Source organism: Bacillus sp. Brlt_9, from assembly GCF_051948935.1.
In the GTDB taxonomy this organism is placed as follows: domain Bacteria; phylum Bacillota; class Bacilli; order Bacillales; family Bacillaceae_G; genus Bacillus_A.
Window position 1 is genome coordinate 250,416 of record NZ_JAYJLO010000001.1, and the last position, 22,718, is coordinate 273,133.

The following is a 22,718-nucleotide window of genomic DNA, read 5'->3' on the forward strand; positions in this document are numbered from 1 at the left end:
TATATATTAAAAAACTACGAATTATGGGAAAATAAGGTGACAAAAAGTAAGATTTCATGTAAAATTATTAATAAGGTTTTTATTTAACTAAATGAAATAAAAGGGGCTGTCAAAGTTGTCTCAAAATCGAGAGCAATTAATGGAAGAACTATCGACAAATGTTTTTGCTATGTTCCGCACGTTGCGTAATGATATCGGAAAAATATTTGGTGGTTACATACCGTGGAATGAGTTCATCGTCCTTAGAATATTGAATCGTACGAATAAAGAAATGGTATCACGTGTAGCGAATGAGTTAAATGTGTCGAATAGTCATATTACAGCTGTTACAGAAAAATTAATTAATAAAGGTTTTGTAACTCGTTCACGTTCTACGTCAGATCGACGAGTTGTATATTTGGAGATTACAGAACAAGGAAAAGATTTAGTTGCGAAAATGGAAGGTGCGAAAAAACAATATTTACAAGAAAGATTTTCTACGCTTTCAGAAGAAGAAATGAATATAATGATATCTATTTCTAAAAAACTTATTTAAGTCATTATTAGTAAGAAAACGCTTACGCAAAAAAGGTGAAGACTTTCCTTATATGAGGAAGGTCTTCTTTCGTATGTAAAAGATTATAAAAAAGAAAATATGTAACATACTACTAGTAAAGAAAGGGGGCAGAAATATGACAAATCGAAATGGTAGTAAAGGGAGCGGAAATCAAGGTTCACCGAAATCAGGTCAATTTCAGCAAGAATTTAGTTCTGAATTTGAGACTGGTAATGATAATAAAGGAAAAGAATATCGTTCGAAAAAAGGAAGTAAATCAAAAAAGGAGTGAAATAATTCACTCCTTTTTTGATTTAAGATGCTGCAGATTGATCTGTATTATATTTTTCTTCTGATTTTGCGACAATCATTGCGCAAATTGCATCACCAGAAATGTTTACAGCTGTTCGTGACATATCTAGAATGCGGTCAATACCGATAATTAAGGCAATACCTTCCACTGGTAGATTTACTTGATTTAAAACCATCGTCAGCATTACTAGTCCAACACCTGGTACACCCGCAGTGCCGATACTAGCTAGTACAGCAGTTAATACGACCATAGCTAATTGTGCTAATGTAAGTTCAACGCCGTATACTTGAGCGATAAATACTGTTGCTACACCTTGCATAATAGCAGTACCATCCATATTAATTGTTGCACCTAGTGGTTGTACAAAAGAACTTATCGCTTTTGGAACGCCAAGTTTCTCTTGTGCGGTTTTCATTGCAAACGGAAGAGATGCATTAGAGCTAGATGTACTAAATCCAATCGCCATTACTGGTCCGAAATGTTTAAAGAAACGGACAATGCTTTCTTTTGCTAATACCTTTAATAATCCGCCATAGACGAAGACGCCGTGAATAATAAGTACTAGCATAACGACAATCATATACTTGAACATCGCAGCGACGCCTGCAAGCCCCATTTTACCAACGGATGAAGCAAGCAACCCAAATGTTCCGATTGGAGCTAATTTCATAACGAGATTAACGAGATACATCATTAATTCGTTGCCCTGTTCAAGTAATGAATGAATACCTTGGACCCGCTTTCCTAAAATAGCTATACCAAGTCCAATTAATACGGCAAAGGCAATAATTTGTAACATGTTTCCATCAGCCATCGCTTTTGCTGGGTTATCTGGTACGATATTTAGCAATGTATCGACGAAAGATGTTTCGGTTTTTGCACCTTCATATTTAAGCCCTTCGGTTTTAAAATTACCACCAGATCCTGGTTGTATAATAAGTGCAAATGTAACTGCAATAGAGATGGCAACGGCTGTAGTTACAAGAAAGAATGAAATTGATTTTAAGCCAATTCTTCCAAGTTGCTTCGGGTCCCCAAGCCCAGCAGCTCCAAGTACGATAGAAATGAATACAACAGGAACAACTAGCATTTTAATGAGGCGTATAAACAATTGACCAAGTGGATTGAACACATATTGATTTAATGGTTCAAAAATGGATGGTGCAGCTAAATTTAGAGTGAGTCCGACAACTAGACCGAGAAATAATGCAATTAAGATTGCTTTTGTTTGTTTCAATAAAATCCCCCCTTATTTTTTGTAAAATAGCTTTCTACATTAATTGTACCGAAAAAATCCCTATTTTGACAATATTTTCTGAATATTTTGTATAAAATTTCATTTTAATGTAGGGAGGATTACATTCTGTATTTGAAAAACAAAATAGGCCATCACATTGGATGGCCTAGGGAAGGGGACAATTTATGTCAATTTAATTAGGGATGGAAGCTACTCAAAGACACTGGGGAATGTCTTATAGATTAGGGAGGAATAGCTTCGATACATATACTATAAAAGGTAAGTGTGACCGGGGTGTGAACATAGAGTGAAAGAGGGAGGGAGTTTTTGATAAAAGATAGAAAGACAAAAAAATAAGACCATCACATATGAGATGGTCAAGGAAGGGGACAATTTATGTCAATTTAATTAGGGATGGAAGTCGTTCAAGACACTGGGGAATGTCTTATAAATTAGGGAGGAACAACTTCGATACATATACTATAAAAGATAGATGTGACCATGATGTGAACATAGAGTGAAAGAGAGAGGGAGTTTTTAATAGTGGATAAAGTAAACAAAAATAAGACCATCATATAAAAGATGGTCAAAGGAAGGGGACAATTTATGTCAATTTAATTAGGGATGGAAAGCTGTTCAAAGACACTGGGGAATGTCTTATAAATTAGGGAGGAACAGCTTCGATACATATACTATAAAAGATAGATGTGACTTAGGTGTGAACATGGAGTGAAAGAGAGAGGGAGTTTTTAATAGTGGATAAAGTAAACAAAAATAAGACCATCATATAAAAGATGGTCAAAGGAAGGGGACAATTTATGTCAATTTAATTAGGGATGGAAAGCTGTTCAAAGACACTGGGGAATGTCTTATAAATTAGGGAGGAACAGCTCCGATACATATACTATAAAAGGTGGATGTGACCCTCATGTGAACATAGAGTGAAAGATATGAGAATTTCAGAAACAATACATATAAAATGATGATTACAAGAGTTGTAGAGTAAGAATAAATGTAATAGAAAGTGCCTTGTCATAAATGAAATGAAGTTCGAGTATAAATAAAAGTTGAAAACTAGGAAAAAAAGGATTATGCTCAACTATATTATAAGAATATAAGGTTTATCCCGCTATTTAAGGTTTCTTATAAGCTTTTATTTATAAGGGGAAAAGGGAGTTAGTGAAATGGAAGTAACAAAAAGACAAGGTCTGTATAATCGTTTTATACGATTAAATCCACCACAAATATTAGCATTAGGTTTTTTCTGCTTAATTGTGGTTGGCGGTTTGTTATTAAAGTTACCATTTGCAACGAAAGTACATATTAGTTGGGTAGATGCTTTCTTTACGGCAACGTCAGCAGCAACTGTAACGGGATTGGGAGTAGTAGATACTGCAAGTACGTTTACGATGTTTGGCGAAATTGTAATTATGTTTTTAATTCAAACAGGCGGTCTAGGTCTTATGACAATTGCGATTTTAATTGTTTGGGTATTAGGCAAAAAAATCGGATTACGCCATCGCTTATTAATTGGAGAGGCATTTAATCAAACAAATATAGGTGGTCTCGTAAAATTAGTAAAACGTGTCTTTATATTTTCAATTTGCATTGAGCTTATTGGGGTCATCTTTTTATCGTTTCGCTTTATTCCAGAGTTTGGCTTTGGAAAAGGTGTATACTATAGTATTTTTCACGTTATTGCATCTTATAATAATGCTGGATTTGCTCTATGGCCGGATAATTTAACAAGGTATGTAGGAGATCCTATTATTAATATTGGGATTTGTTCTTTAATCGTAATAGGTGGCCTCGGTTTTACTGTATTAATTGATATATGGTATAGCCGTAGTTTTCGAAAATTATCACTTCATTCCAAAATCATGATTGTTGGAACAGTAGTGCTAAATGTGATAGCGATGATTGTGATTTTTGTATTGGAATATAATAATGTGAAGACGTTAGGGAATTTACCTTTAAATGAAAAGTTATGGGCTTCTTTCTTTCAAGGTATTACTCCTCGTACTGCTGGATTTAATACAGTTGACTACGGGGGAATGGAAGAATCATCTATATTATTTACGATGGTTTTAATGTTTATTGGTGCAGGAAGTGTATCAACAGGTGGAGGGATTAAATTAACAACGTTTGTTATTTTAGTTACATCTGTCCTTTCTTTTTTTAGAAAGAAAGAGGAAATCGTATTATTTCAGCGCACAATAAAAATGTCGACAGTAACGAGGGCGTTAGCGATTGCTGTTGCCAGTCAAATACTCATTTTTGCAGCGGTATTTGTATTAATGCTTACAGAAGACTTTAGTTTTATTCAGTTATTATTTGAAACAATTTCAGCATTTGGTACAGTAGGATTAACAATGGGGATTACTGCAAAGTTATCAGCATTTGGAAAATGTATCATTATGTTTGTTATGTTTTGCGGATTAATTGGTCCGTTAACACTTGTCTTTTCTTTAGCGCGACCAGCAAAACAAAAAATTAAATATCCATCGGAAGATGTATTTACAGGATAAGGTATCCCGCATAAGCGAGATACCTTTTTCTTTTTAAAAAAGGGAGAACAATAATCCGACAAGTGCTACTCGGAATAAAATTGCAATGAGTGCTGCAATTCCGCCGACGATCGCAGCGATACCACCAGTTACAGTAGCTCCGCGATTATAAGCGTAAATACCTAGTAATACAGAAACAAGACCAAATAATGTTGGGAAGGTAAAGAGTGATAAGATAGATAAAGCAAGAGCGATAAAGCCAGCAGTTGATCCAGCGGCGGAGGATCTTACATCACCTGTATGATCCTTCTCATCGTAATCAATGCGCTGTGGTGCAACTTCAGCTGCATACTCTTCTTTATAGTCACTATAATCACTATCTATGCTATCTCTTTTTTTATACTCATCAAATTTCTCAGTCAAAGTCATGACTCCTTTCATAACAAGGTTCAATAGTAGTATGTATCTCTTTTTCCTTTTTATCCGAGTATGGACAGGGAGTAATATCCATTTAAAAGGTGGAAATTGTTTTTTTGAAATAGGAAAAGTTAGTATGACTTCCTCTATTTTGGAAAGTATAAAAAAGAATAATGAGGAAAGGGTGCAATACATAATGGAACATCCAATTGAAAATTTAATGAAAACAGCAATGACAAATTTAAAAGAGATGGTAGATGTAAATACAATTGTGGGTAGCCCAGTTTCAACAGCTGATGGAAATGTAGTATTAACAGTATCACAAGTGGCCTTCGGTTTTGGAGCTGGCGGAAGTGACTTTAAAGGTGATTTTATTTCTGAAAAACATAATAATGGACAAGGGCAGCATAAAGAGCACAAGCAAAGTCATCCATTTGGAGGCGGGAGCGGGGCTGGGGTTTCGATTAGCCCAGTTGCTTTTTTAGTAGTTGGTTCTAACGGTGTGCAAGTGCTGCACCTCAATAGTAGCACGCATTTAATTGAGAAGGCTTTAAATACTGTACCAAGCACTGTAGATAAATTTGTAAATAATCGTCAAAAGTGAACTTGCATTTTTTAGGAATTATGATATATTAGAAAAAGTGCGCTTTAGGATGATCGGAATAATTGAACTTTAAATATATATGATGTGTGGAATAAGGGAGAGGAATTTATGATTAATATCAAAAACTTAGTAGTTGGCTTATGTATGTTAGTAAGCGGCTTTGTTGTATATGTAATAAAAGAAAAAGCTCCATTTTAAAACAGACAAACCGTTACTGTCTGTTTTTAATTTGAAAAAATATTGACAAGTTATTGTATTGGTGTTAAAATTTTAATTCGTGTCTCGGTTACAGCTAGTGTAAAGTAAATAACTCTTATGAATACAATACGAAAAGTTTGCGAAAGATCGGGTAATGTTACCAACAACTTTTGTGAACAAACCCTATAAATTGTGCTTGTAAGCTTTATATGTATACTAGTGAATCAAGGAGCGGTCAGTGGAACCGTAATGATGAGAGAGAGGTAGGGCTTTCATCCAGTATATATGTTACTTTCCCGTTAGGTGAATATAAAAAAGAGGACTCCTTTTCAAAAGGAGTCCTCTTTCTTTTTATATATGAAATTTAAGTGCGGCTCTCAACTTGCTGACAAATTTCATCTGTTGTTAAACCGTGAGCTGTAATTACCGATCCTTTAATTGATGCATCTGCAATCCCCATCATATTGGAATCTTGCCCAGTTACAACACAACAATCGCATCCTTGTGCATCCTGTTCGGAGTTAAGGGTAACAACTTCATGTCCTTGTTGCTGAAGGGCTTGCTGAACATCTGTTAATGAGTTTTCAACGCCAATTCTAGCCATAATTCTCACCTCCTACCATCTAGTTGCTAGTATGCACAAGTACATCGCATATATTTATGCAAAGATGGTAGGAAACATATATTTAGCTGTTATTTACGGAGAGTTTGATTAAAGTATCACTTCATTTAGTCGTTATATACACCAGTAAGCATTTGACTTACGAATTGATCGTTTAAAGTATCTTGAGTAGAAGAAGTATTTGAATGGATATCGATTGAAGCAATAAAGTTATTATGTTCTTTATTATTTGGTTCTACCTCTACATAGTTATCGAATTTACAAAAACCTTTCGTATCCATTAGATCAAATAGTTGAAGCATTTCTACTACCTCTTGTCTCGTTCCTTTAATTTGTACATACGCCATATTGATTTCCTCCTTCATTTTGACAAATTGTTTTTTAAAAATAGGATTATGATTCCGAAATGAAAAATATGAATGTTATTTTTAGACAGCGTTATTTTTATTATTTTCCCCCTTTTTCAGCAAAAGTCGTTGTATATTCCCGAATTTATAAAAACGGACGTCCGTTTATTGAATACAATAGATTCGTATCAATTGATGAAAATCCTTCTTTTAAACAAATATTTTTTTAGTGAAAATTGGCGAAAAAAATTTTTTGACTTTTTGTAAACGTTAACAATGCTGTTAAATCAATATAATCAAAGATGTACGTACGATTAAAAATTATAAATTTTCTAAAAATTCACTTGATTTATTTAGAAAGGAGAGTAAACTAGGAAACAATAAAAAATTCATAGAACATAGGAGGCGCTTTCCAGTGAACGAGCAATGGATTTTCTTAAATGGAGAATTTGTTCCAAAAGACGAGGCAAAAGTTTCAGTATATGATCATGGTTATTTATATGGAGATGGAGTATTTGAAGGGATTCGAGTTTATAGCGGTAATGTTTTCCGTTTGAGAGAGCATCTTGTCCGGTTATATGAATCAGCAAAATCCATCATGTTAGAAATTCCATATTCTTTAGATGAAGTAACGAATATTGTTGTTGAGACGATTCGACAAAATAAATTATCTAATGGATACATTCGCCTAGTTGTATCGAGAGGTGCAGGAAACCTTGGATTAGATCCTGATTCTTGTAAGGAACCGAATGTAGTAGTAATTGCAGAGCAACTATCTTTATTCCCGCAAGAATATTATGAAAAAGGGATTCCAGTTGTAACAGTTGCAACGCGCCGAAACCGTCCAGATGTATTGTCGCCTCAAGTAAAATCTTTAAATTACTTAAACAATATTTTAGTTCGCATCGAAGCGAAATTGGCTGGAGTACAAGAAGCGCTTATGTTAAATGATCAAGGATATGTAGCTGAAGGATCAGGGGATAACGTGTTTATTGTAAAAGGAAATAAATTAATTACACCACCAAGTTCTGCTGGAGCGTTAGAAGGTATTACACGAAACGCTATTTTGGAAATTGGTGAAAAACTTGGATATGACGTTAGAGAAGAGTTATTTACAAGACATGATGTATATGTAGCTGATGAAGTATTTTTAACAGGAACAGCAGCTGAAGTAATTGCTGTTACGACAGTAGATGGTAGAACGATTGGTTTAGGGCAAACGGGTCCACATACGAATCGTTTATTAGAAGAATTCCGAAAGTTAGTTATAGAAGATGGAGAGAAGATTTACGAAGAAAATAAAGTTGGATAACAACTTTTTATAACATAAGAAAGCGTTGAGAGGGAGGAGTAGTTGATTGTGAAGCCTCACAGAGAGTCGGTGGTTGCTGAAAACCGATGGTTCACGTCGACGAACATCGCCCTTGAGTGCTAAGCTGAAGCATTTGTCTAGGCTTAGACGGTAGCTCCGTTATTAGCTAGACTCATTTATGGGTCACTGAGGCAAGAGTATTCTTGCAAAGAAGGGTGGTACCGCGAAATCTTTCGTCCCTTCAGCACATAGCTGGAGTGTGGACGTAGGATTTTTTTTATTGATAAAAGTTTTCAAAAAGGGGGCTTATAAGAACAATGTCTTCAAAAACGGAAGAGAAACTGGCAACTGGTGCACAGCTATTGTTAGAATCGCTAGAAAAGGAAGGAGTAGAAGTAATTTTCGGTTATCCTGGTGGTGCTGTTTTACCTCTTTATGATGCACTCTATGACTGTGAAATTCCGCATATTTTAACAAGGCATGAGCAAGGAGCGATTCACGCTGCTGAAGGATATGCCAGAATTACTGGTAATCCAGGGGTTGTCATTGCAACGAGTGGGCCAGGTGCTACAAATGTGATTACGGGTCTTGCAGATGCCATGATTGATTCGTTACCACTTGTTGTATTTACAGGGCAAGTAGCAACAACGTTAATTGGAAGTGATGCTTTCCAAGAAGCGGATATTATGGGGCTTACGATGCCGGTGACAAAACATAACTATCAAGTGCGAAAGGCTTCAGATTTACCTCGAATTATTAAAGAAGCATTTCATATTGCTAGAACAGGAAGACCGGGCCCAGTTGTGATCGATCTTCCGAAAGATATGGTGGTAGAGCAAGGAGAACGATGTAATGATGTGCAAATGGATTTACCAGGATACAACCCAAATTATGAACCGAATTTACTCCAAATAAACAAATTATTACAAGCAATTCGTGCTGCAAATAAGCCGTTAATTTTAGCTGGAGCAGGTGTATTACATGCGAAAGCATCAAAAGAGTTAACAAGTTTTGCGCGTAAATATGAAATTCCTGTTGTTCATACATTACTTGGTCTTGGTGGCTTTCCGCCAGATGACGAACTTTTTCTAGGAATGGGAGGAATGCACGGTTCTTACACAGCCAATATGGCGTTATATGAATGCGACTTACTCATTAATGTAGGTGCGAGATTTGATGATCGGCTTACTGGAAACTTAGCTTATTTTGCTAAAGGAGCGACTGTCGCACATATTGATATCGATCCAGCAGAAATCGGAAAAAATGTGCCGACTGAAATTCCTATTGTTGCAAGTGCTAAGCGGGCATTGGAAGTATTACTTCAACCAGAAGGAAGGAAAGAAAATCATCATGAATGGATCTCTTCATTAAAGAGTAGAAAAGAACAATATCCATTCTCGTATAAACGAAACGCTGAAAGTATTAAGCCTCAATACGCAATTGATATGTTATATGAAATTACGAAGGGAGAAGCGATTGTAACAACAGATGTTGGGCAACATCAAATGTGGGCAGCACAATATTATCCGCTGAAGAATCCAGACAAATGGGTAACTTCAGGAGGATTAGGGACGATGGGATTCGGATTTCCAGCAGCAATTGGTGCGCAAATTGCAAAGCCTGAAGAACTAGTTATTGCAATTGTCGGTGACGCTGGATTTCAAATGACGCTGCAAGAATTAAGTGTGTTAAAAGAACACTCTTTACCTGTTAAAGTATTTATTTTAAATAATGAAGCTTTAGGAATGGTAAGACAATGGCAAGATGAATTTTATAACAAAAGATATTCGCACTCTTTACTACCTTGCCAACCAGATTTCGTTGCTCTTGCGAATGCGTATGGCATAAAGGGAGTGCGCATAGATGATCCACTTCTTGCAAAGAAACAATTGCAGCAGGCGATTGAATTACAAGAGCCGGTCGTAATTGATTGCCGTGTACTTCAATCAGAAAAGGTAATGCCGATGGTTGCGCCAGGGAAAGGTGTTCACCAAATGGAGGGAGTGGAAAAAAGGTGAAGAGAATTGTTACAGCGACAGTTCGAAATCAAAGCGGTGTGTTAAACCGAATTACAGGTGTTATGACGCGAAGACATTTTAACATTGAAAGCATTTCAGTAGGTCATACGGAATCATCGGACATATCGCGGATGACGATTGTTGTACACGTTGAAAATGAACAGCAAGTGGAGCAGTTAATTAAACAACTTCATAAGCAAATTGATGTTCTGAAAGTATCAGATATTACAGAAGAAGCGATGATAGCAAGAGAACTCGCACTTATTAAAGTTGCAACATCAGTAGCAAGAGCAGAGTTATATAGTTTAATTGAGCCGTTTCGAGCCACTGTAATAGATGTTGGAAAGGATTCCATAGTTGTGCAAGTAACCGGTACGCAGGAGAAAGTAGAAGCGTTAATTGAATTACTTCGTCCATACGGTTTGAAAGAAATTGCTAGAACAGGTGTAACAGCATTTACACGCAGTATGAAAAAGCAAGATAAGCAAGTGATGTTAATTCAATAATCATTTAAATATAGGGGGAAATGAAAATGGCAAAAGTTTATTATGAGAAAGATGTAACGGTAAATGTATTAAAAGAAAAGAAAGTAGCAATCATCGGATACGGCTCGCAAGGTCATGCGCATGCGCAAAATTTACGTGATAACGGATTTGATGTAGTAGTAGGTTTAAGGAAAGGGAAGTCTTGGGATAAAGCGAAAGAAGATGGATTTTCTGTATATACAGTAGCGGAAGCGGCAAAGCAGGCTGATGTAGTAATGATTTTACTACCGGATGAACTGCAGCCAGAAGTATATGAAGCGGAAATTGCGCCAAATTTAAAGGCAGGAAATTCTCTCGTTTTTGCACACGGATTTAACGTTCACTTTGATCAAGTGAAACCACCAGCGAATGTAGATGTATTTTTAGTAGCACCAAAAGGTCCAGGTCATCTTGTGCGACGTACATTTGCGGAGGGCGGAGCTGTTCCTGCATTATTTGCAGTATATCAAGATGCAACAGGAGTTGCGACTGAAAAGGCACTTTCTTATGCTGATGGAATTGGAGCGACGAAAGCTGGTGTACTAGAAACGACATTTAAAGAAGAAACGGAAACAGATTTATTTGGAGAGCAAGCTGTACTTTGCGGCGGAGTAACTGCGCTAGTAAAAGCTGGATTTGAAACGTTAGTTGATGCCGGATATCAGCCTGAACTTGCATATTTTGAATGTTTACATGAACTAAAACTAATTGTTGACCTTATGTATGAAGGTGGACTTGAAAATATGAGATACTCAGTTTCAGATACAGCGCAGTGGGGCGACTTCGTATCAGGACCACGAGTTGTAACGGAAGATACGAAGAAAGCGATGGGGGCAGTGCTAGCAGAAATTCAAGATGGTACATTTGCAAGAGGCTGGATTGCAGAGCATAAAGCAGGAAAACCAAATTTCCATGCGACAAATGAGAAAGAAAATGAACATGAAATTGAAGTAGTTGGACGTAAATTACGTGAAATGATGCCTTTCGTACAGCCGCGAGTAAAGGCAGGGGTTAAGTAATATGAAGCAGATTTTGTTCATGGATACGACGCTACGTGATGGCGAACAATCACCAGGAGTGAATTTAAATGAACAAGAGAAATTGCAAATCGCAAGGCAATTAGAGAGACTAGGGATTAATGTCATGGAAGCTGGCTTTGCAGCAGCTTCCGAAGGGGATTTTCAATCGGTAAAACGTATCGCAAATACGATTCGAAATGCTACAGTTATGAGTTTAGCTAGAGCGAAAGAAAGTGATATTCGAAGAGCATATGAAGCGGTGAAAGGTGCTGTATCTCCTCGTTTACACGTATTTTTAGCTACGAGTGATATTCATATGAAATATAAACTTTGTATGTCAAAAGAAGATGTATTAGATAGTATTCACCGCTCGGTTACACTCGGGAAATCATTATTTCCGACAGTACAATTTTCTGCAGAAGATGCGACAAGAACAGCAAGAGATTTTTTAGCTGAAGCAGTAGAAGTTGCGATTCGTGCAGGAGCGAATGTAATTAATATTCCAGATACAGTTGGATATACGAATCCAGAAGAATATTATTCTCTTTTTAAGCACTTACAAGAATCTGTTCCTTCATATGAAAAAGCAATTTTCTCTTGTCATTGTCACGATGATCTTGGGATGGCTGTAGCAAATTCGTTAGCTGCGGTTGAAGGAGGAGCGTTGCAAGTAGAAGGAACCATTAATGGAATTGGAGAAAGAGCAGGGAATGCAGCGTTAGAAGAAGTCGCAGTTGCTCTTCATATTAGAAAAGATTTCTATAAAGCAGAGTCTTCTATGACGCTAAAAGAAATTAAAGCGACGAGTACATTAGTAAGCAGATTAACAGGTATGGTTGTACCGAAAAATAAAGCGATTGTTGGAGCGAATGCGTTCGCTCATGAGTCAGGAATTCATCAAGACGGTGTTCTAAAAGAAGTGACAACATATGAAATTATTGAACCGGAGTTAGTAGGCGAATCTCAAAACTTATTTGTACTTGGAAAACATTCTGGCCGTCACGCGTTTACAGAAAAAATGAAAGAGCTTGGCTATGAATTTACAACGGAAGAAAGAGATACGGTGTTTGAAGCGTTTAAAAAATTAGCTGATCGTAAAAAGGAAATTACGGAGGAAGATTTACGTGCACTTATGCTTGGAGAAGCAGCATTTGCGGCTCAGCAATATAACATTAAGCAACTGCAAGTACATTTCGTATCAAATAGTACACAATGCGCGACAGTTGTACTAAAAGATGAGGAGGGAAATGTATACGAAGATGCAGCTACTGGTTCTGGTAGTATTGAAGCGATTTACAATGCAATCCAAAGAATTTTAGGATTAGAATGTGAATTGGCAGATTATCGCATACAATCTATTACACAAGGTCAAGATGCACTGGCTCATGTACATGTTGAATTAAAAGAAGGGACGCATCAAGTATCAGGTTTTGGTGTCGCCCAAGACGTATTGGAAGCGTCGGCGAGAGCATATGTCCATGCAGCGGGAAAATTGAAATCTTTTATCCAACTTGTGAAATAAGTTTTAGATAGGTGAGAGAAGCATTTCTCATCTATCTAATTAAAGTTCTGAAAATTCAGTTAAAAGGAGTGTTGAAATTGGAAAAACGTATCGTGTGTTTAGCTGGTGATGGTGTTGGCCCAGAAGTTATGGAAAGTGGGAAGGAAGTATTGCATATGGTAGAGAGGCTATATGGGCATCATTTTCATTTGCAAGATGAGTACTTTGGCGGGAGTGCTATCGATTTAAATGGGCAACCATTACCACAACGGACGCTTGCCGCCTGTTTAACAAGTGATGCGGTATTACTAGGAGCGGTTGGTGGACCAAGGTGGGATGGTGCGAAAGAAAGACCAGAAAAAGGATTATTAGCTTTAAGAAAAGGGCTTGGTGTATTTGCGAACGTTCGCCCTGTAACTGTAGAAAGCGCAACGGCACATTTATCACCATTAAAGAAGGCAGATGAAATTGATTTCGTTGTCGTTCGTGAGTTAACAGGTGGGATTTATTTTTCTTATCCGAAAGAACGAACGGACGAAGTAGCAACAGATACACTTACGTATCATCGCCATGAAATTGAACGTATCGTTTCGTATGCTTTTCAACTAGCAAGTAAGCGGAAGAAAAAAGTAACATCAATTGATAAGGCGAATGTTTTAGAGTCTAGTAAACTATGGAGAAATGTGACAGAAGAAGTAGCACTTCGTTATCCAGACGTTGAACTAGAACATATTTTAGTAGATGCCGCTGCGATGGAGTTAATTCGGAATCCAGGACGGTTTGATGTAATTGTAACGGAAAATTTATTTGGAGATATTTTGAGCGACGAAGCTTCCGTATTAGCTGGATCATTAGGAATGCTTCCATCAGCAAGTCACGCGGAAAAGGGACCTTCATTATACGAGCCTATTCACGGATCAGCGCCAGATATTGCTGGGAAAAATAAGGCGAATCCAATTGCTATGATGCGCTCTGTTGCGATGATGCTTGGGCAATCGTTCGGATTAACGAGAGAAGGGTGTGCAATTGAAGAAGCGATTTCAGCAGTCCTTAAATCAGGAAAATGTACAGCAGATATCGGCGGGACTGAAACGACAACTTCATTTACGAAGGCAGTTATGCAAGAAATGGAAGAGCAAGCGCTAGTAGGGAGAGGGAGATAATGGGGAAAAGTTTGCTAGATAAACTTTGGGAAAGACACGTAGTTACGACAAACGAAAATGGATTAGATTTATTGTATATCGATCTGCACCTTGTTCACGAAGTAACGTCACCGCAAGCCTTTGAAGGCTTGCGGCTTACAAATCGAACGGTCCGCAGACCAGATTTAACATTCGCAACGATGGATCATAATATCCCAACGAAAGACGTTTGGAATATTACCGATCGTATTGCGAAGCAGCAACTAGATACACTTCGGGAAAATTGTAAACAATTTCAGGTGCCGTTAGCGGATATCGGAGATGAAGAGCAAGGGATCGTTCATGTTATCGGACCAGAATTAGGGCTCACGCAGCCAGGCAAAACAATTGTTTGTGGTGATAGTCATACGGCAACGCACGGTGCGTTTGGTGCGTTAGCATTCGGTATTGGTACGAGTGAAGTGGAACATGTATTGGCAACGCAAACGCTGTGGCAAAGAAAACCGAAAGCGATGGGCATTGAGTTAAAAGGAGAATTACAGAAAGGTGTTTACGCAAAAGATATTATTTTGCATCTCCTTTCAAAGTACGGTGTAGCAGTTGGAACTGGGTACGTAATGGAATTTTACGGAGAGACGATTGGGTCTATGGAGATGGAAGAGAGAATGACGCTTTGTAATATGGCAATTGAAGGAGGAGCAAAAGCAGGTATTATCGCACCAGATGAAAAAACATTTGCTTACGTAAAAGGGCGTAAATATGTACCGAAAGACTATGAAACTTTCGAGAAAAAATGGTCTGAACTTTATACAGATGTAGATGCAATGTATGATTTACATATTTCAATTGATGTTACGGATTTAGCACCGTACGTTACGTGGGGAACAAATCCGAGTATGGGTGTTCGTATTGATGAAAGGTTGCCAGAAAAGCATGATGTAAATGACGAAAGAGCATTTTCTTATATGGGATTAAGCCCTGGACAAAGCACGTATGATATTCCAGTTCAGCATGTCTTCATTGGATCTTGTACAAATTCCAGGCTTTCTGATTTAGAAATTGCTGCATCTGTTGTGAAAGGGAAAAAGGTAAAAGAAGGTGTGCGAGCACTCGTTGTTCCTGGGTCGAAAAGAGTAAGGGAAGCAGCGATGCAAAAAGGACTACACCGCATATTTGAAGAAGCAGGATTTGAATGGAGAGAACCTGGATGTTCCATGTGTCTTGGAATGAATCCAGATCAAGTACCTGAAGGAGAACATTGTGCTTCCACTTCAAATCGGAATTTTGAAGGAAGACAAGGAAAAGGGGCACGAACACATTTAGTTAGCCCAGCAATGGCGGCAGCAGCTGCGTTATATGGTCATTTTGTTGATACTAGAAAGGAGAGTTATGATGGAGCCATTTCTTATTCATAAAGGTACTGCCGCAGTACTGATGAATGATAACATTGATACAGATCAAATTATTCCGAAGCAATATTTAAAGAGAATTGAAAGGACGGGGTTTGGAAAATATTTATTTGATGAGTGGCGTTATGATAATGAACGACAAGAAAAACCTAATTTCCCGCTTAATGCACACGAAAGAAAAGGAGCAAGTATATTAATTACAGGTGATAATTTTGGATGTGGTTCTTCAAGAGAACATGCACCTTGGGCACTTGCTGATTATGGTTTCCGCGCTATTATCGCTGGAGGGTTTGCAGATATTTTTTATATGAATTGTATGAAGAATGGTATGTTACCAATTGTAATGGATAAAGAAATGCGAGAAAAACTTGCCAAAACAGATGCAAGAGAAGAAATAGAAGTAGATTTAGAGAATGAAGTCATTACAACGAGTACGCACAGGTTTCATTTTACAATCGAGAAAATGTGGAAAGACAAATTATTAAATGGTTTAGATGAAATTAGTATTACGATGCAATATGAACAAGAAATAAAAGAGTATGAAAGAAGGGTAGCAGTATATTAAGAGATAACGGAATATTTAAAATGTATTTACATTCAGAATGAAGTATTATATACTATGTAAAAATTAGAGGAGAAAGGGAGTAAGTATTATGAAAACAATGCAATCTATTAAAATGCTTACACAACTACATCATCATACATAAAGCCCTTGAACCTAGCGTGAAAACGTGTAGGTGCAAGGGTTATTCCCGTTGTACCTACACGCTACGAAAGAGCCTTGTAGGTATATTTTATCTACAAGGCTCTTTTTATTTTCGGTTTAGGTGCATGAAATAGGCATACAGTAGAAAGGGAAAGGCGTGAGAATGTAGATGACAAAATGGAAGCGTGCAAACCCAAATGGAACGAGAGATTATTTATTCGAAGAATGTACGTTAATTGAAGAAGTGGAGCAAAAATTAAGGCGTACTTTTTTAGAGAGAGGTTATGAAGAAATAAGGACACCAACAATAGAATTTTATGATGTATTTGCCTTTCAAAATAGACCGATAGATGAAGAAAAGATGTATAAATTTTTTGATGAAAAGGGACGGATTATCGTCTTGCGTCCAGATATGACAATTCCTTTAGCGAGAGTGATTGGAACGCAGAGATGTGATACGCCACTTAAAGTAACGTATAGCGGGAATGTATTTCGAGCGAATGAGTCTCTTACTGGAAAATATAATGAGATTGTACAAAGTGGTATTGAAATTATTGGGATTGATAATGTAAGAGCGGAAATTGAATGTGTTATAAGCGTCATTCAATCACTTCAAAAGTTGAAAGTACAATCTTTTACAATAGAGATTGGGCAAGTGCAGTTATATAAATGTATTGTAAAAAAGCTCTCTATTCATGAGGAAGAAGAGAAAGTACTTAGAACGTATATTGAAAGTAAAAATTATGCTGCGCTATCAAATTTTATTAGAGAAAAGAAATTAGATCGATGTGATGAAACAGTCAGATTACTGGAGAAATTACCAAGGCTTTTTGGGGATTTAGAAGTGATTGAGGAAGCAGAAAAACTCGCCTCAAGTAATGAAATGAAAATGGCTATTGCAAGAGTGAAAGAAATATATGAAGCGATTGAAAAACTAGGCTATGGATCTTACATATCAATTGATTTAGGTATGATTCAACATTTGGATTATTATACAGGTGTTATTTTCAAAGGATATATATATGAAATTGGGGAAGAAATTGTTAGTGGCGGAAGATATGATGAGTTAATTGGAAATTTTGGAGAAATACGGCCGGCTGTTGGACTCGCGGTGCAAGTCAATCAAATTGTGAAGGCACTACAAGATCAACAAGAGCCATATGAACGAAAGAGAATAGATATGATAATTCATTATGAGTTAAATAGATTAGCAGAAGCGGAACGATTACGAAGTTTACTTCAAAAGGACGGAAAAAAAGTAGAGCTATCTTTATTCTCTAATATAAATGACACCTTTCAATTTGCAAGAAAAAATCAAATAGGAACGGTCGTTGAGGCAAAGAATGAATCATTAGTGGAATATGTGTGGAAAGAAAAATGGGTAGTCCAGAAAGAAGGAGAAACTTCATGCGTAACATTCAAATTGCGTTAACGAAAGGAAGATTAGAAAAACATGTGATTCCGCTCTTTGAGAAAATTGGAATTGATTGTTCAGAACTCAAAAATAAAGGAAGAAAGCTTGTCTTTCAAAGTAAAAATACAGATATCTCATTTATTTTAGTGAAAGCAGTAGATGTTGCTACTTATGTGGAACATGGAGTAGCTGATATTGGAGTCGTTGGAAAAGATGTTTTAATGGAAAACGAGAAAGATATTTATGAAATGTTGGATTTAGGAGTAGGTGTGTGTAAGTTTTGTGTTGCTTCTATTCCTACTTATAACGCGAAGAGCTACCGGAAGAAACGTATTGCGACGAAATATCCACATATTACTTCTAACTATTTTCATGACAAAGGAGAAGATGTAGAAATTATAAAAATAGAAGGTTCGGTAGAAATTGCGCCTATTCTTGGATTGGCAGATGCGATTGTTGATATTGTTGAAACAGGAAAAACATTACAAGAAAACGGGCTCATTGTATTTGAAGAAATGTGTTCTATATCTGCTCGAATGATTGTAAATAAGGCTGCATTAAAAACTAAAAAAGACGAAATATTCAGTATTATAAACATGATGGAACAAGAAATTTTATCAGGAAAATAGGGGGATTAAAATGGAAATCGTTTATGAAGATTTCAAAGAGGCGTTATCGAAAATAAAATTGCTAAGAGAAAACGCTAATATAATAGAAGAAACTGTTCAAAGAAGTGTAAGTGAAATCGTTCGAAATGTAAGGGAGAGTAGGGATGAGGCCCTATCTTTTTATACAAAAAAGTTTGATGGTGTAAAGGTTAAAGAATTTCGCGTAAGTGAAGAAGACATAAAACAAGCGAGTATGTTTGTCGAGAATTCATTTTTAGCAGCGTTACAAGAGGCGAAGAAAAATATTATTTCGTATCATGAAAAGCAAAAAAGGCAATCTATATTCGATTGCGAGAATGAAGGCATCATTAGAGGACAAATCATTCGGCCGTTAGAGAATGTAGGAGTATACGTGCCAGGCGGAACTGCTTCATATCCTTCGTCAGTATTAATGAATGTATTGCCAGCAAAACTCGCTGGTGTGAAAAAGATTGTAATGGTAACACCGCCGAGAGAAGGAGGAATTGATCCACATATTTTGGTTGCTGCAAGCTTTGCAGGAGTAGATGAAATTTATACGATAGGTGGCGCGCAAGCAATTGCTGCATTAGCATACGGGACGGAATCGATTCCGAAAGTGGATAAAATAGTTGGCCCGGGAAATTTGTACGTTGCTCTGGCGAAACGAGAAGTATATGGAGTAGTGAATATTGATATGATTGCCGGACCGTCAGAAATTGTAGTTATCGCTGATGAAACAGGAAATGCGAAATATATTGCTGCTGATTTATTGTCACAGGCAGAGCATGACGAAAGAGCAACAGCTATTTGTATTACAACGAATATAGAGCTAGCAAAAGGAGTAGAAAGAGAGATTGAAAGACAGTTAGGGACATTACCAAGAAGCGAAATTGCACGTGAATCGATAAATAGAAATGGAGCCGTTTTTATTGTTCCTTCTTTAGATGAGGCACTACAATTATCAAATGAAATCGCCCCGGAACATTTAGAGTTACATATAAAAGAACCGATGAATGCACTAGCTTATGTGAAACATGCAGGATCAATCTTTCTTGGACCATATGCACCAGAACCACTCGGTGATTATTTAGCAGGGCCGAATCACGTGTTACCGACAAGTGGAACGGCAAGGTTTTTCTCGCCGTTATCAGTTGATGATTTCGTGAAAAAATCAAGCTTCCTGTCTTATACGGAGGAAGCGTTAAGAGATGTACAACATCATATTGTAGAACTTGCCAATAAAGAAGGGTTACATGCGCATGCGAGAGCAATCCAAATTAGATTTGAGGAGGAAGAATAATGCGTGAGTCCAGTCAAGTACGTGAGACAACAGAAACAAAAATTAAACTAAGTTTGCAGCTCGATGAAAGTACGAATGTGTCTGTGCAAACGGGAGTAGGTTTCTTTGATCATATGCTAACTTTGTTTGCAAGACATGGAAGATTTGGTTTACAAGTTGAAGCAGAAGGGGATGTATTTGTTGACGCGCATCATACAGTTGAAGATGTTGGAATTGTACTCGGAAATTGTTTGAAAGAAGCATTGCAAAATAAAGAGGGGATTAACCGTTATGGCTCCGCTTATGTACCAATGGATGAATCTTTAGGTTTTGTCGCAATTGATATAAGCGGACGCTCTTATATTGTGTTTCAGGGAGAATTAACAAATCCCAAATTAGGCGATTTCGATACAGAATTAACGGAAGAGTTTTTTAGAGCAGTTGCTCATGCTGCCAATATTACATTACATGCTCGCATTCTATACGGAAGTAATACACATCACAAAATTGAAGCATTATTTAAAGCGTTTGGTAGAGCGCTTAGGGAAGCAGTCGAAAGAAATGCCAACATTACTGGTGTAAATTCAACGAAAGGGATGTTGTAATTGATTGCCATTGTAGATTATGGAATGGGAAATATTCGTAGTGTAGAACAAGCCTTAAAGTATATTGGAGCAGATTACATCGTAACGAGTGAGAAAGAAGAGATTTTTAGAAGTGATGGAGTGATTTTACCAGGAGTAGGTGCATTTCCAAAAGCGATGAATGTATTGGAAGAAAAAGATTTAGTGAGTGTGTTAAAAGAAGTCGGAAGTTCAGGAAAACCACTTCTAGGCATTTGCTTAGGAATGCAGCTTTTATTTGAAAAAAGTGAGGAACTACAAGACTGTAACGGATTAAGTTTATTGCCAGGTGTTATTAGAAAGTTAAAGGTTCCTTATAAAATTCCACATATGGGATGGAATGAGTTAAAGAAAGAGGGAGAAACAGCACTTTGGAATGGAGTAGAGGACGGTTCTTTCGTATATTATGTCCATTCTTATTACGCAGATTGTCCAAATGAAATTGTGTATGGAATAAGTGAATATGGAGTGAACGTACCTGGTTTTGTAGCAAAAGGAAGTATATATGGCGCACAGTTTCATCCTGAAAAAAGTGGTGACATTGGCATGCAAATGTTGAAAAATTTCAAAGGAGTGGTAGAAATATGGAAATCTTCCCAGCTATCGATTTAAAAGAAGGGCGATGCGTTAGACTTTATCAAGGAGAGTTTAGTAAAGAAACAGTAATGAATGAAGATCCGGTTGCGCAAGCGATTATATTCGAAAAATCGGGAGCGAAAACACTGCATATTGTTGATTTAGATGGTGCAGTTGCTGGTAAGTCGTTAAACTTGTCCGTCATTGAAAGAATTTGTAAGGTGGTACGAATTCCAGTACAAGTTGGAGGAGGAATTCGATCACTTATAGCGGTAGAGAAGCTATTGTCAGCAGGGGTAGACAAAGTGATTTTAGGAACAGCCGCTCTTTATGATAAGAAATTTTTAGAAGAAGCAGTTCTTCTATATAAAGAAAAAATCATTGTAGGCATTGATGCGAAAAATGGTTTCGTAGCAACGAGAGGTTGGCTTGATGTGTCTGAAATTTCTTACATTGATTTAGCGAAGCAAATGGAGAATGTAGGGGTTCAAACGATTGTGTTTACAGACATTTCGAAAGACGGGACGCTTGCAGGGCCGAATATAGAGCAATTGGAGTTACTACAAAAAAGCGTTTCTATTCGTCTTATTGCTTCTGGAGGAGTGGCAACTATGCAAGATGTGAAAAAGTTAAATGATATGAATATATACGGTGTCATAATTGGTAAGGCTCTTTACGAGAAAACGATTGATTTAGAAGAAGTATTAGAGGTAACAAAGTTATGTTAGCGAAACGAATTATTCCTTGTCTAGATGTGAAAGAAGGGCGAGTCGTAAAAGGTGTAAATTTTATAGGGTTACAAGACGTCGGTGATCCTGTTGAAATAGCCGCTTTATATAACGAGGCGGGAGCAGATGAAATAGTATTTTTAGATATTACGGCAACGCATGAGGGACGAAAAACGATTATAGATGTTGTAGAGAAAACAGCTTCGAAAGTATTTATTCCCCTTACAGTTGGGGGAGGGATTTCAAGTGTTAAAGATATGTACAATTTACTAAGAGCTGGAGCAGATAAAGTTTCAATTAACTCAGCGGCAGTGCGAAATCCAAAGCTAATCAAAGAAGGGGCAGAACATTTTGGCTCACAATGTATTGTCACAGCAATTGATGCTAGAAAAGTAGCGGAAGATAGGTGGAATGTATACGTGAACGGAGGCAGAGTTGATACAGGAATAGATGCGATAGAATGGGCGAAGCGTGTTACCGAGCTAGGCGCAGGTGAAATTTTGTTAACGAGTATGGATGCAGATGGAACGAAAAATGGATATGACCTTCGTTTAACAGAAGAAATTTCAAAAAGTGTTTCTGTTCCAGTCATTGCGTCAGGCGGATGTGGTCATGCTAATCACATTATAGAAGTCTTTCAAAAGACAACAGTTGATGCAGCATTAGCGGCATCCATCTTTCATTATGGTGAGGAAACTGTACAGAGTGTAAAGAGAAAGTTAAGAGAAGCTAACGTTGAGGTGCGGCTATGAAACCTAACTTTTCAAAAGGATTATTACCAGCAGTTGTAATTGAAGAAGGGACAAAAGAAGTTTTAATGCTAGCTTATATGAATGAAGAAGCATATGAAAAAACGTTAGAAACGAAAAGAACATGGTTTTATTCTCGTTCAAGAAGGTCGTTATGGAATAAAGGAGAAACATCAGGAAATGTCCAATCTGTGCAATCTCTTTATTTAGATTGTGATCAAGATTCAATTGTGGTCGTCGTAAAGCAAGTGGGACCTGCTTGTCATACGGGAGAGAAGACATGTTTTCACTACAAAATTATATAGGGGG

At 37.2% G+C, this 22,718-nt stretch carries 25 protein-coding genes and 1 other annotated feature; of the genes, 21 read left to right on the forward strand and 4 right to left on the reverse strand.

Going from position 1 to position 22,718, the window contains the following annotated elements; genetic code table 11:
* Positions 1 to 115 precede the first annotated feature (115 nt).
* Positions 116 to 535, forward strand: coding sequence for a MarR family winged helix-turn-helix transcriptional regulator (locus VF726_RS01370; protein WP_000081439.1), 420 nt, complete (start codon positions 116 to 118; stop codon positions 533 to 535).
* Between the two features lie 136 nt (positions 536 to 671).
* Positions 672 to 827 carry a hypothetical protein gene (locus VF726_RS01375; RefSeq protein ID WP_042982698.1) on the forward strand — a complete coding sequence of 52 codons (156 nt, stop codon included), beginning with the start codon at positions 672 to 674 and terminating at the stop codon, positions 825 to 827.
* 22 nt (positions 828 to 849) lie between these two features.
* Here the strand turns inward: VF726_RS01375 and VF726_RS01380 are convergent, their stop codons facing one another.
* Positions 850 to 2,085 carry a dicarboxylate/amino acid:cation symporter gene (locus VF726_RS01380; RefSeq protein ID WP_440165304.1) on the reverse strand — a complete coding sequence of 412 codons (1,236 nt, stop codon included), beginning with the start codon at positions 2,083 to 2,085 and terminating at the stop codon, positions 850 to 852.
* Between the two features lie 1,184 nt (positions 2,086 to 3,269).
* On the opposite strand from VF726_RS01380, the gene VF726_RS01385 reads away from it, so the two are divergent.
* Entirely contained in the window at positions 3,270 to 4,613 is a 1,344-nt protein-coding gene (locus VF726_RS01385; RefSeq protein WP_440165306.1) for a TrkH family potassium uptake protein, read from the forward strand.
* Between the two features lie 33 nt (positions 4,614 to 4,646).
* Here the strand turns inward: VF726_RS01385 and VF726_RS01390 are convergent, their stop codons facing one another.
* Complete coding sequence (locus tag VF726_RS01390; protein ID WP_440165308.1) at positions 4,647 to 5,015, reverse strand: imidazole glycerol phosphate synthase; 369 nt, start codon at positions 5,013 to 5,015, stop codon at positions 4,647 to 4,649.
* 130 nt (positions 5,016 to 5,145) lie between these two features.
* Here VF726_RS01390 and ytfJ point away from each other — a divergent pair, with 130 nt between their 5' ends.
* Positions 5,146 to 5,613 carry a GerW family sporulation protein gene (gene ytfJ / locus VF726_RS01395; RefSeq protein ID WP_078419312.1) on the forward strand — a complete coding sequence of 156 codons (468 nt, stop codon included), beginning with the start codon at positions 5,146 to 5,148 and terminating at the stop codon, positions 5,611 to 5,613.
* A 108-nt stretch (positions 5,614 to 5,721) separates the two neighbouring features.
* Complete coding sequence (locus VF726_RS01400) at positions 5,722 to 5,811, forward strand: hypothetical protein (protein WP_000608225.1); 90 nt, start codon at positions 5,722 to 5,724, stop codon at positions 5,809 to 5,811.
* A gap of 364 nt (positions 5,812 to 6,175) precedes the next feature.
* Here the strand turns inward: VF726_RS01400 and VF726_RS01405 are convergent, their stop codons facing one another.
* Together VF726_RS01405 and VF726_RS01410 are read right to left on the reverse strand one after the other, a co-directional pair.
* The gene (locus VF726_RS01405) at positions 6,176 to 6,415 is read right to left on the reverse strand and encodes a YkuS family protein (RefSeq protein WP_000101018.1); all 240 of its coding nucleotides are present in this window, start codon (positions 6,413 to 6,415) and stop codon (positions 6,176 to 6,178) included.
* A gap of 125 nt (positions 6,416 to 6,540) precedes the next feature.
* The gene (locus VF726_RS01410; RefSeq protein WP_440165311.1) at positions 6,541 to 6,780 is read right to left on the reverse strand and encodes a DUF3911 family protein; all 240 of its coding nucleotides are present in this window, start codon (positions 6,778 to 6,780) and stop codon (positions 6,541 to 6,543) included.
* A gap of 415 nt (positions 6,781 to 7,195) precedes the next feature.
* Here VF726_RS01410 and ilvE point away from each other — a divergent pair, with 415 nt between their 5' ends.
* The 16 genes from ilvE (at position 7,196) to hisI (ending at position 22,714) form a co-directional block, all read left to right on the forward strand.
* Positions 7,196 to 8,092, forward strand: a complete 897-nt coding sequence (ilvE, locus tag VF726_RS01415) for a branched-chain-amino-acid transaminase (protein WP_440165313.1) — start codon at positions 7,196 to 7,198, stop codon at positions 8,090 to 8,092.
* 16 nt (positions 8,093 to 8,108) lie between these two features.
* Positions 8,109 to 8,336 (forward strand) — a binding site (T-box leader).
* A gap of 73 nt (positions 8,337 to 8,409) precedes the next feature.
* Positions 8,410 to 10,110, forward strand: coding sequence for an acetolactate synthase large subunit (gene ilvB, locus VF726_RS01420; protein WP_440165315.1), 1,701 nt, complete (start codon positions 8,410 to 8,412; stop codon positions 10,108 to 10,110).
* Entirely contained in the window at positions 10,107 to 10,616 is a 510-nt protein-coding gene (ilvN, locus tag VF726_RS01425) for an acetolactate synthase small subunit (RefSeq protein WP_000822949.1), read from the forward strand. Before ilvB ends, ilvN begins: the two co-directional genes overlap by 4 nt.
* A 26-nt stretch (positions 10,617 to 10,642) precedes the next feature.
* The gene (gene ilvC / locus VF726_RS01430; protein ID WP_440165317.1) at positions 10,643 to 11,653 is read left to right on the forward strand and encodes a ketol-acid reductoisomerase; all 1,011 of its coding nucleotides are present in this window, start codon (positions 10,643 to 10,645) and stop codon (positions 11,651 to 11,653) included.
* 1 nt (position 11,654) lies between these two features.
* Positions 11,655 to 13,175 (forward strand): 2-isopropylmalate synthase, encoded by a 1,521-nt coding sequence (gene leuA / locus VF726_RS01435; RefSeq protein ID WP_440165319.1) that lies wholly within the window; start codon positions 11,655 to 11,657, stop codon positions 13,173 to 13,175.
* Between the two features lie 77 nt (positions 13,176 to 13,252).
* Positions 13,253 to 14,317, forward strand: a complete 1,065-nt coding sequence (gene leuB, locus VF726_RS01440) for a 3-isopropylmalate dehydrogenase (RefSeq protein WP_440165321.1) — start codon at positions 13,253 to 13,255, stop codon at positions 14,315 to 14,317.
* A complete protein-coding gene (gene leuC / locus VF726_RS01445; protein ID WP_440165323.1) occupies positions 14,317 to 15,711 on the forward strand; it encodes a 3-isopropylmalate dehydratase large subunit in 1,395 nt (464 codons plus the stop codon). The genes leuB and leuC overlap by 1 nt, the downstream gene beginning before the upstream one ends.
* Entirely contained in the window at positions 15,689 to 16,270 is a 582-nt protein-coding gene (leuD, locus tag VF726_RS01450; RefSeq protein WP_440165325.1) for a 3-isopropylmalate dehydratase small subunit, read from the forward strand. Before leuC ends, leuD begins: the two co-directional genes overlap by 23 nt.
* Positions 16,271 to 16,580: 310 nt before the next feature.
* The gene (gene hisZ, locus VF726_RS01455; RefSeq protein ID WP_440165327.1) at positions 16,581 to 17,843 is read left to right on the forward strand and encodes an ATP phosphoribosyltransferase regulatory subunit; all 1,263 of its coding nucleotides are present in this window, start codon (positions 16,581 to 16,583) and stop codon (positions 17,841 to 17,843) included.
* Complete coding sequence (gene hisG, locus VF726_RS01460) at positions 17,819 to 18,454, forward strand: ATP phosphoribosyltransferase (RefSeq protein ID WP_440165329.1); 636 nt, start codon at positions 17,819 to 17,821, stop codon at positions 18,452 to 18,454. The genes hisZ and hisG overlap by 25 nt, the downstream gene beginning before the upstream one ends.
* A 10-nt stretch (positions 18,455 to 18,464) precedes the next feature.
* Complete coding sequence (hisD, locus tag VF726_RS01465; RefSeq protein WP_400154687.1) at positions 18,465 to 19,754, forward strand: histidinol dehydrogenase; 1,290 nt, start codon at positions 18,465 to 18,467, stop codon at positions 19,752 to 19,754.
* Positions 19,754 to 20,338, forward strand: coding sequence for an imidazoleglycerol-phosphate dehydratase HisB (gene hisB, locus VF726_RS01470; RefSeq protein WP_440165331.1), 585 nt, complete (start codon positions 19,754 to 19,756; stop codon positions 20,336 to 20,338). The genes hisD and hisB overlap by 1 nt, the downstream gene beginning before the upstream one ends.
* Positions 20,339 to 20,968 (forward strand): imidazole glycerol phosphate synthase subunit HisH, encoded by a 630-nt coding sequence (hisH, locus tag VF726_RS01475; RefSeq protein WP_440165333.1) that lies wholly within the window; start codon positions 20,339 to 20,341, stop codon positions 20,966 to 20,968.
* Positions 20,941 to 21,660 (forward strand): 1-(5-phosphoribosyl)-5-[(5-phosphoribosylamino)methylideneamino]imidazole-4-carboxamide isomerase, encoded by a 720-nt coding sequence (gene hisA, locus VF726_RS01480; RefSeq protein ID WP_440165335.1) that lies wholly within the window; start codon positions 20,941 to 20,943, stop codon positions 21,658 to 21,660. Before hisH ends, hisA begins: the two co-directional genes overlap by 28 nt.
* The gene (gene hisF, locus VF726_RS01485) at positions 21,654 to 22,412 is read left to right on the forward strand and encodes an imidazole glycerol phosphate synthase subunit HisF (RefSeq protein ID WP_440165337.1); all 759 of its coding nucleotides are present in this window, start codon (positions 21,654 to 21,656) and stop codon (positions 22,410 to 22,412) included. Before hisA ends, hisF begins: the two co-directional genes overlap by 7 nt.
* The gene (gene hisI / locus VF726_RS01490) at positions 22,409 to 22,714 is read left to right on the forward strand and encodes a phosphoribosyl-AMP cyclohydrolase (protein WP_400154692.1); all 306 of its coding nucleotides are present in this window, start codon (positions 22,409 to 22,411) and stop codon (positions 22,712 to 22,714) included. Before hisF ends, hisI begins: the two co-directional genes overlap by 4 nt.
* Positions 22,715 to 22,718: the final 4 nt, after the last annotated feature.

Excerpts from the sequence above, each read along its gene's own strand:
- VF726_RS01375 (WP_042982698.1), top strand. The coding sequence starts at position 672 with ATGACAAATCGAAATGGTAGTAAAGGGAGCGGAAATCAAGGTTCACCG.
- VF726_RS01385 (WP_440165306.1), top strand. The coding sequence starts at position 3,270 with ATGGAAGTAACAAAAAGACAAGGTCTGTATAATCGTTTTATACGATTA.
- ytfJ (WP_078419312.1), top strand. The coding sequence starts at position 5,146 with ATGACTTCCTCTATTTTGGAAAGTATAAAAAAGAATAATGAGGAAAGG.
- VF726_RS01400 (WP_000608225.1), top strand. The coding sequence starts at position 5,722 with ATGATTAATATCAAAAACTTAGTAGTTGGCTTATGTATGTTAGTAAGC.
- VF726_RS01405 (WP_000101018.1), bottom strand. The coding sequence starts at position 6,415 with ATGGCTAGAATTGGCGTTGAAAACTCATTAACAGATGTTCAGCAAGCC.
- VF726_RS01410 (WP_440165311.1), bottom strand. The coding sequence starts at position 6,780 with ATGGCGTATGTACAAATTAAAGGAACGAGACAAGAGGTAGTAGAAATG.
- ilvB (WP_440165315.1), top strand. The coding sequence starts at position 8,410 with ATGTCTTCAAAAACGGAAGAGAAACTGGCAACTGGTGCACAGCTATTG.
- ilvC (WP_440165317.1), top strand. The coding sequence starts at position 10,643 with ATGGCAAAAGTTTATTATGAGAAAGATGTAACGGTAAATGTATTAAAA.
- leuA (WP_440165319.1), top strand. The coding sequence starts at position 11,655 with ATGAAGCAGATTTTGTTCATGGATACGACGCTACGTGATGGCGAACAA.
- leuC (WP_440165323.1), top strand. The coding sequence starts at position 14,317 with ATGGGGAAAAGTTTGCTAGATAAACTTTGGGAAAGACACGTAGTTACG.
- leuD (WP_440165325.1), top strand. The coding sequence starts at position 15,689 with ATGGAGCCATTTCTTATTCATAAAGGTACTGCCGCAGTACTGATGAAT.
- hisZ (WP_440165327.1), top strand. The coding sequence starts at position 16,581 with ATGACAAAATGGAAGCGTGCAAACCCAAATGGAACGAGAGATTATTTA.
- hisG (WP_440165329.1), top strand. The coding sequence starts at position 17,819 with ATGCGTAACATTCAAATTGCGTTAACGAAAGGAAGATTAGAAAAACAT.
- hisD (WP_400154687.1), top strand. The coding sequence starts at position 18,465 with ATGGAAATCGTTTATGAAGATTTCAAAGAGGCGTTATCGAAAATAAAA.
- hisB (WP_440165331.1), top strand. The coding sequence starts at position 19,754 with ATGCGTGAGTCCAGTCAAGTACGTGAGACAACAGAAACAAAAATTAAA.
- hisA (WP_440165335.1), top strand. The coding sequence starts at position 20,941 with ATGGAAATCTTCCCAGCTATCGATTTAAAAGAAGGGCGATGCGTTAGA.
- hisF (WP_440165337.1), top strand. The coding sequence starts at position 21,654 with ATGTTAGCGAAACGAATTATTCCTTGTCTAGATGTGAAAGAAGGGCGA.
- hisI (WP_400154692.1), top strand. The coding sequence starts at position 22,409 with ATGAAACCTAACTTTTCAAAAGGATTATTACCAGCAGTTGTAATTGAA.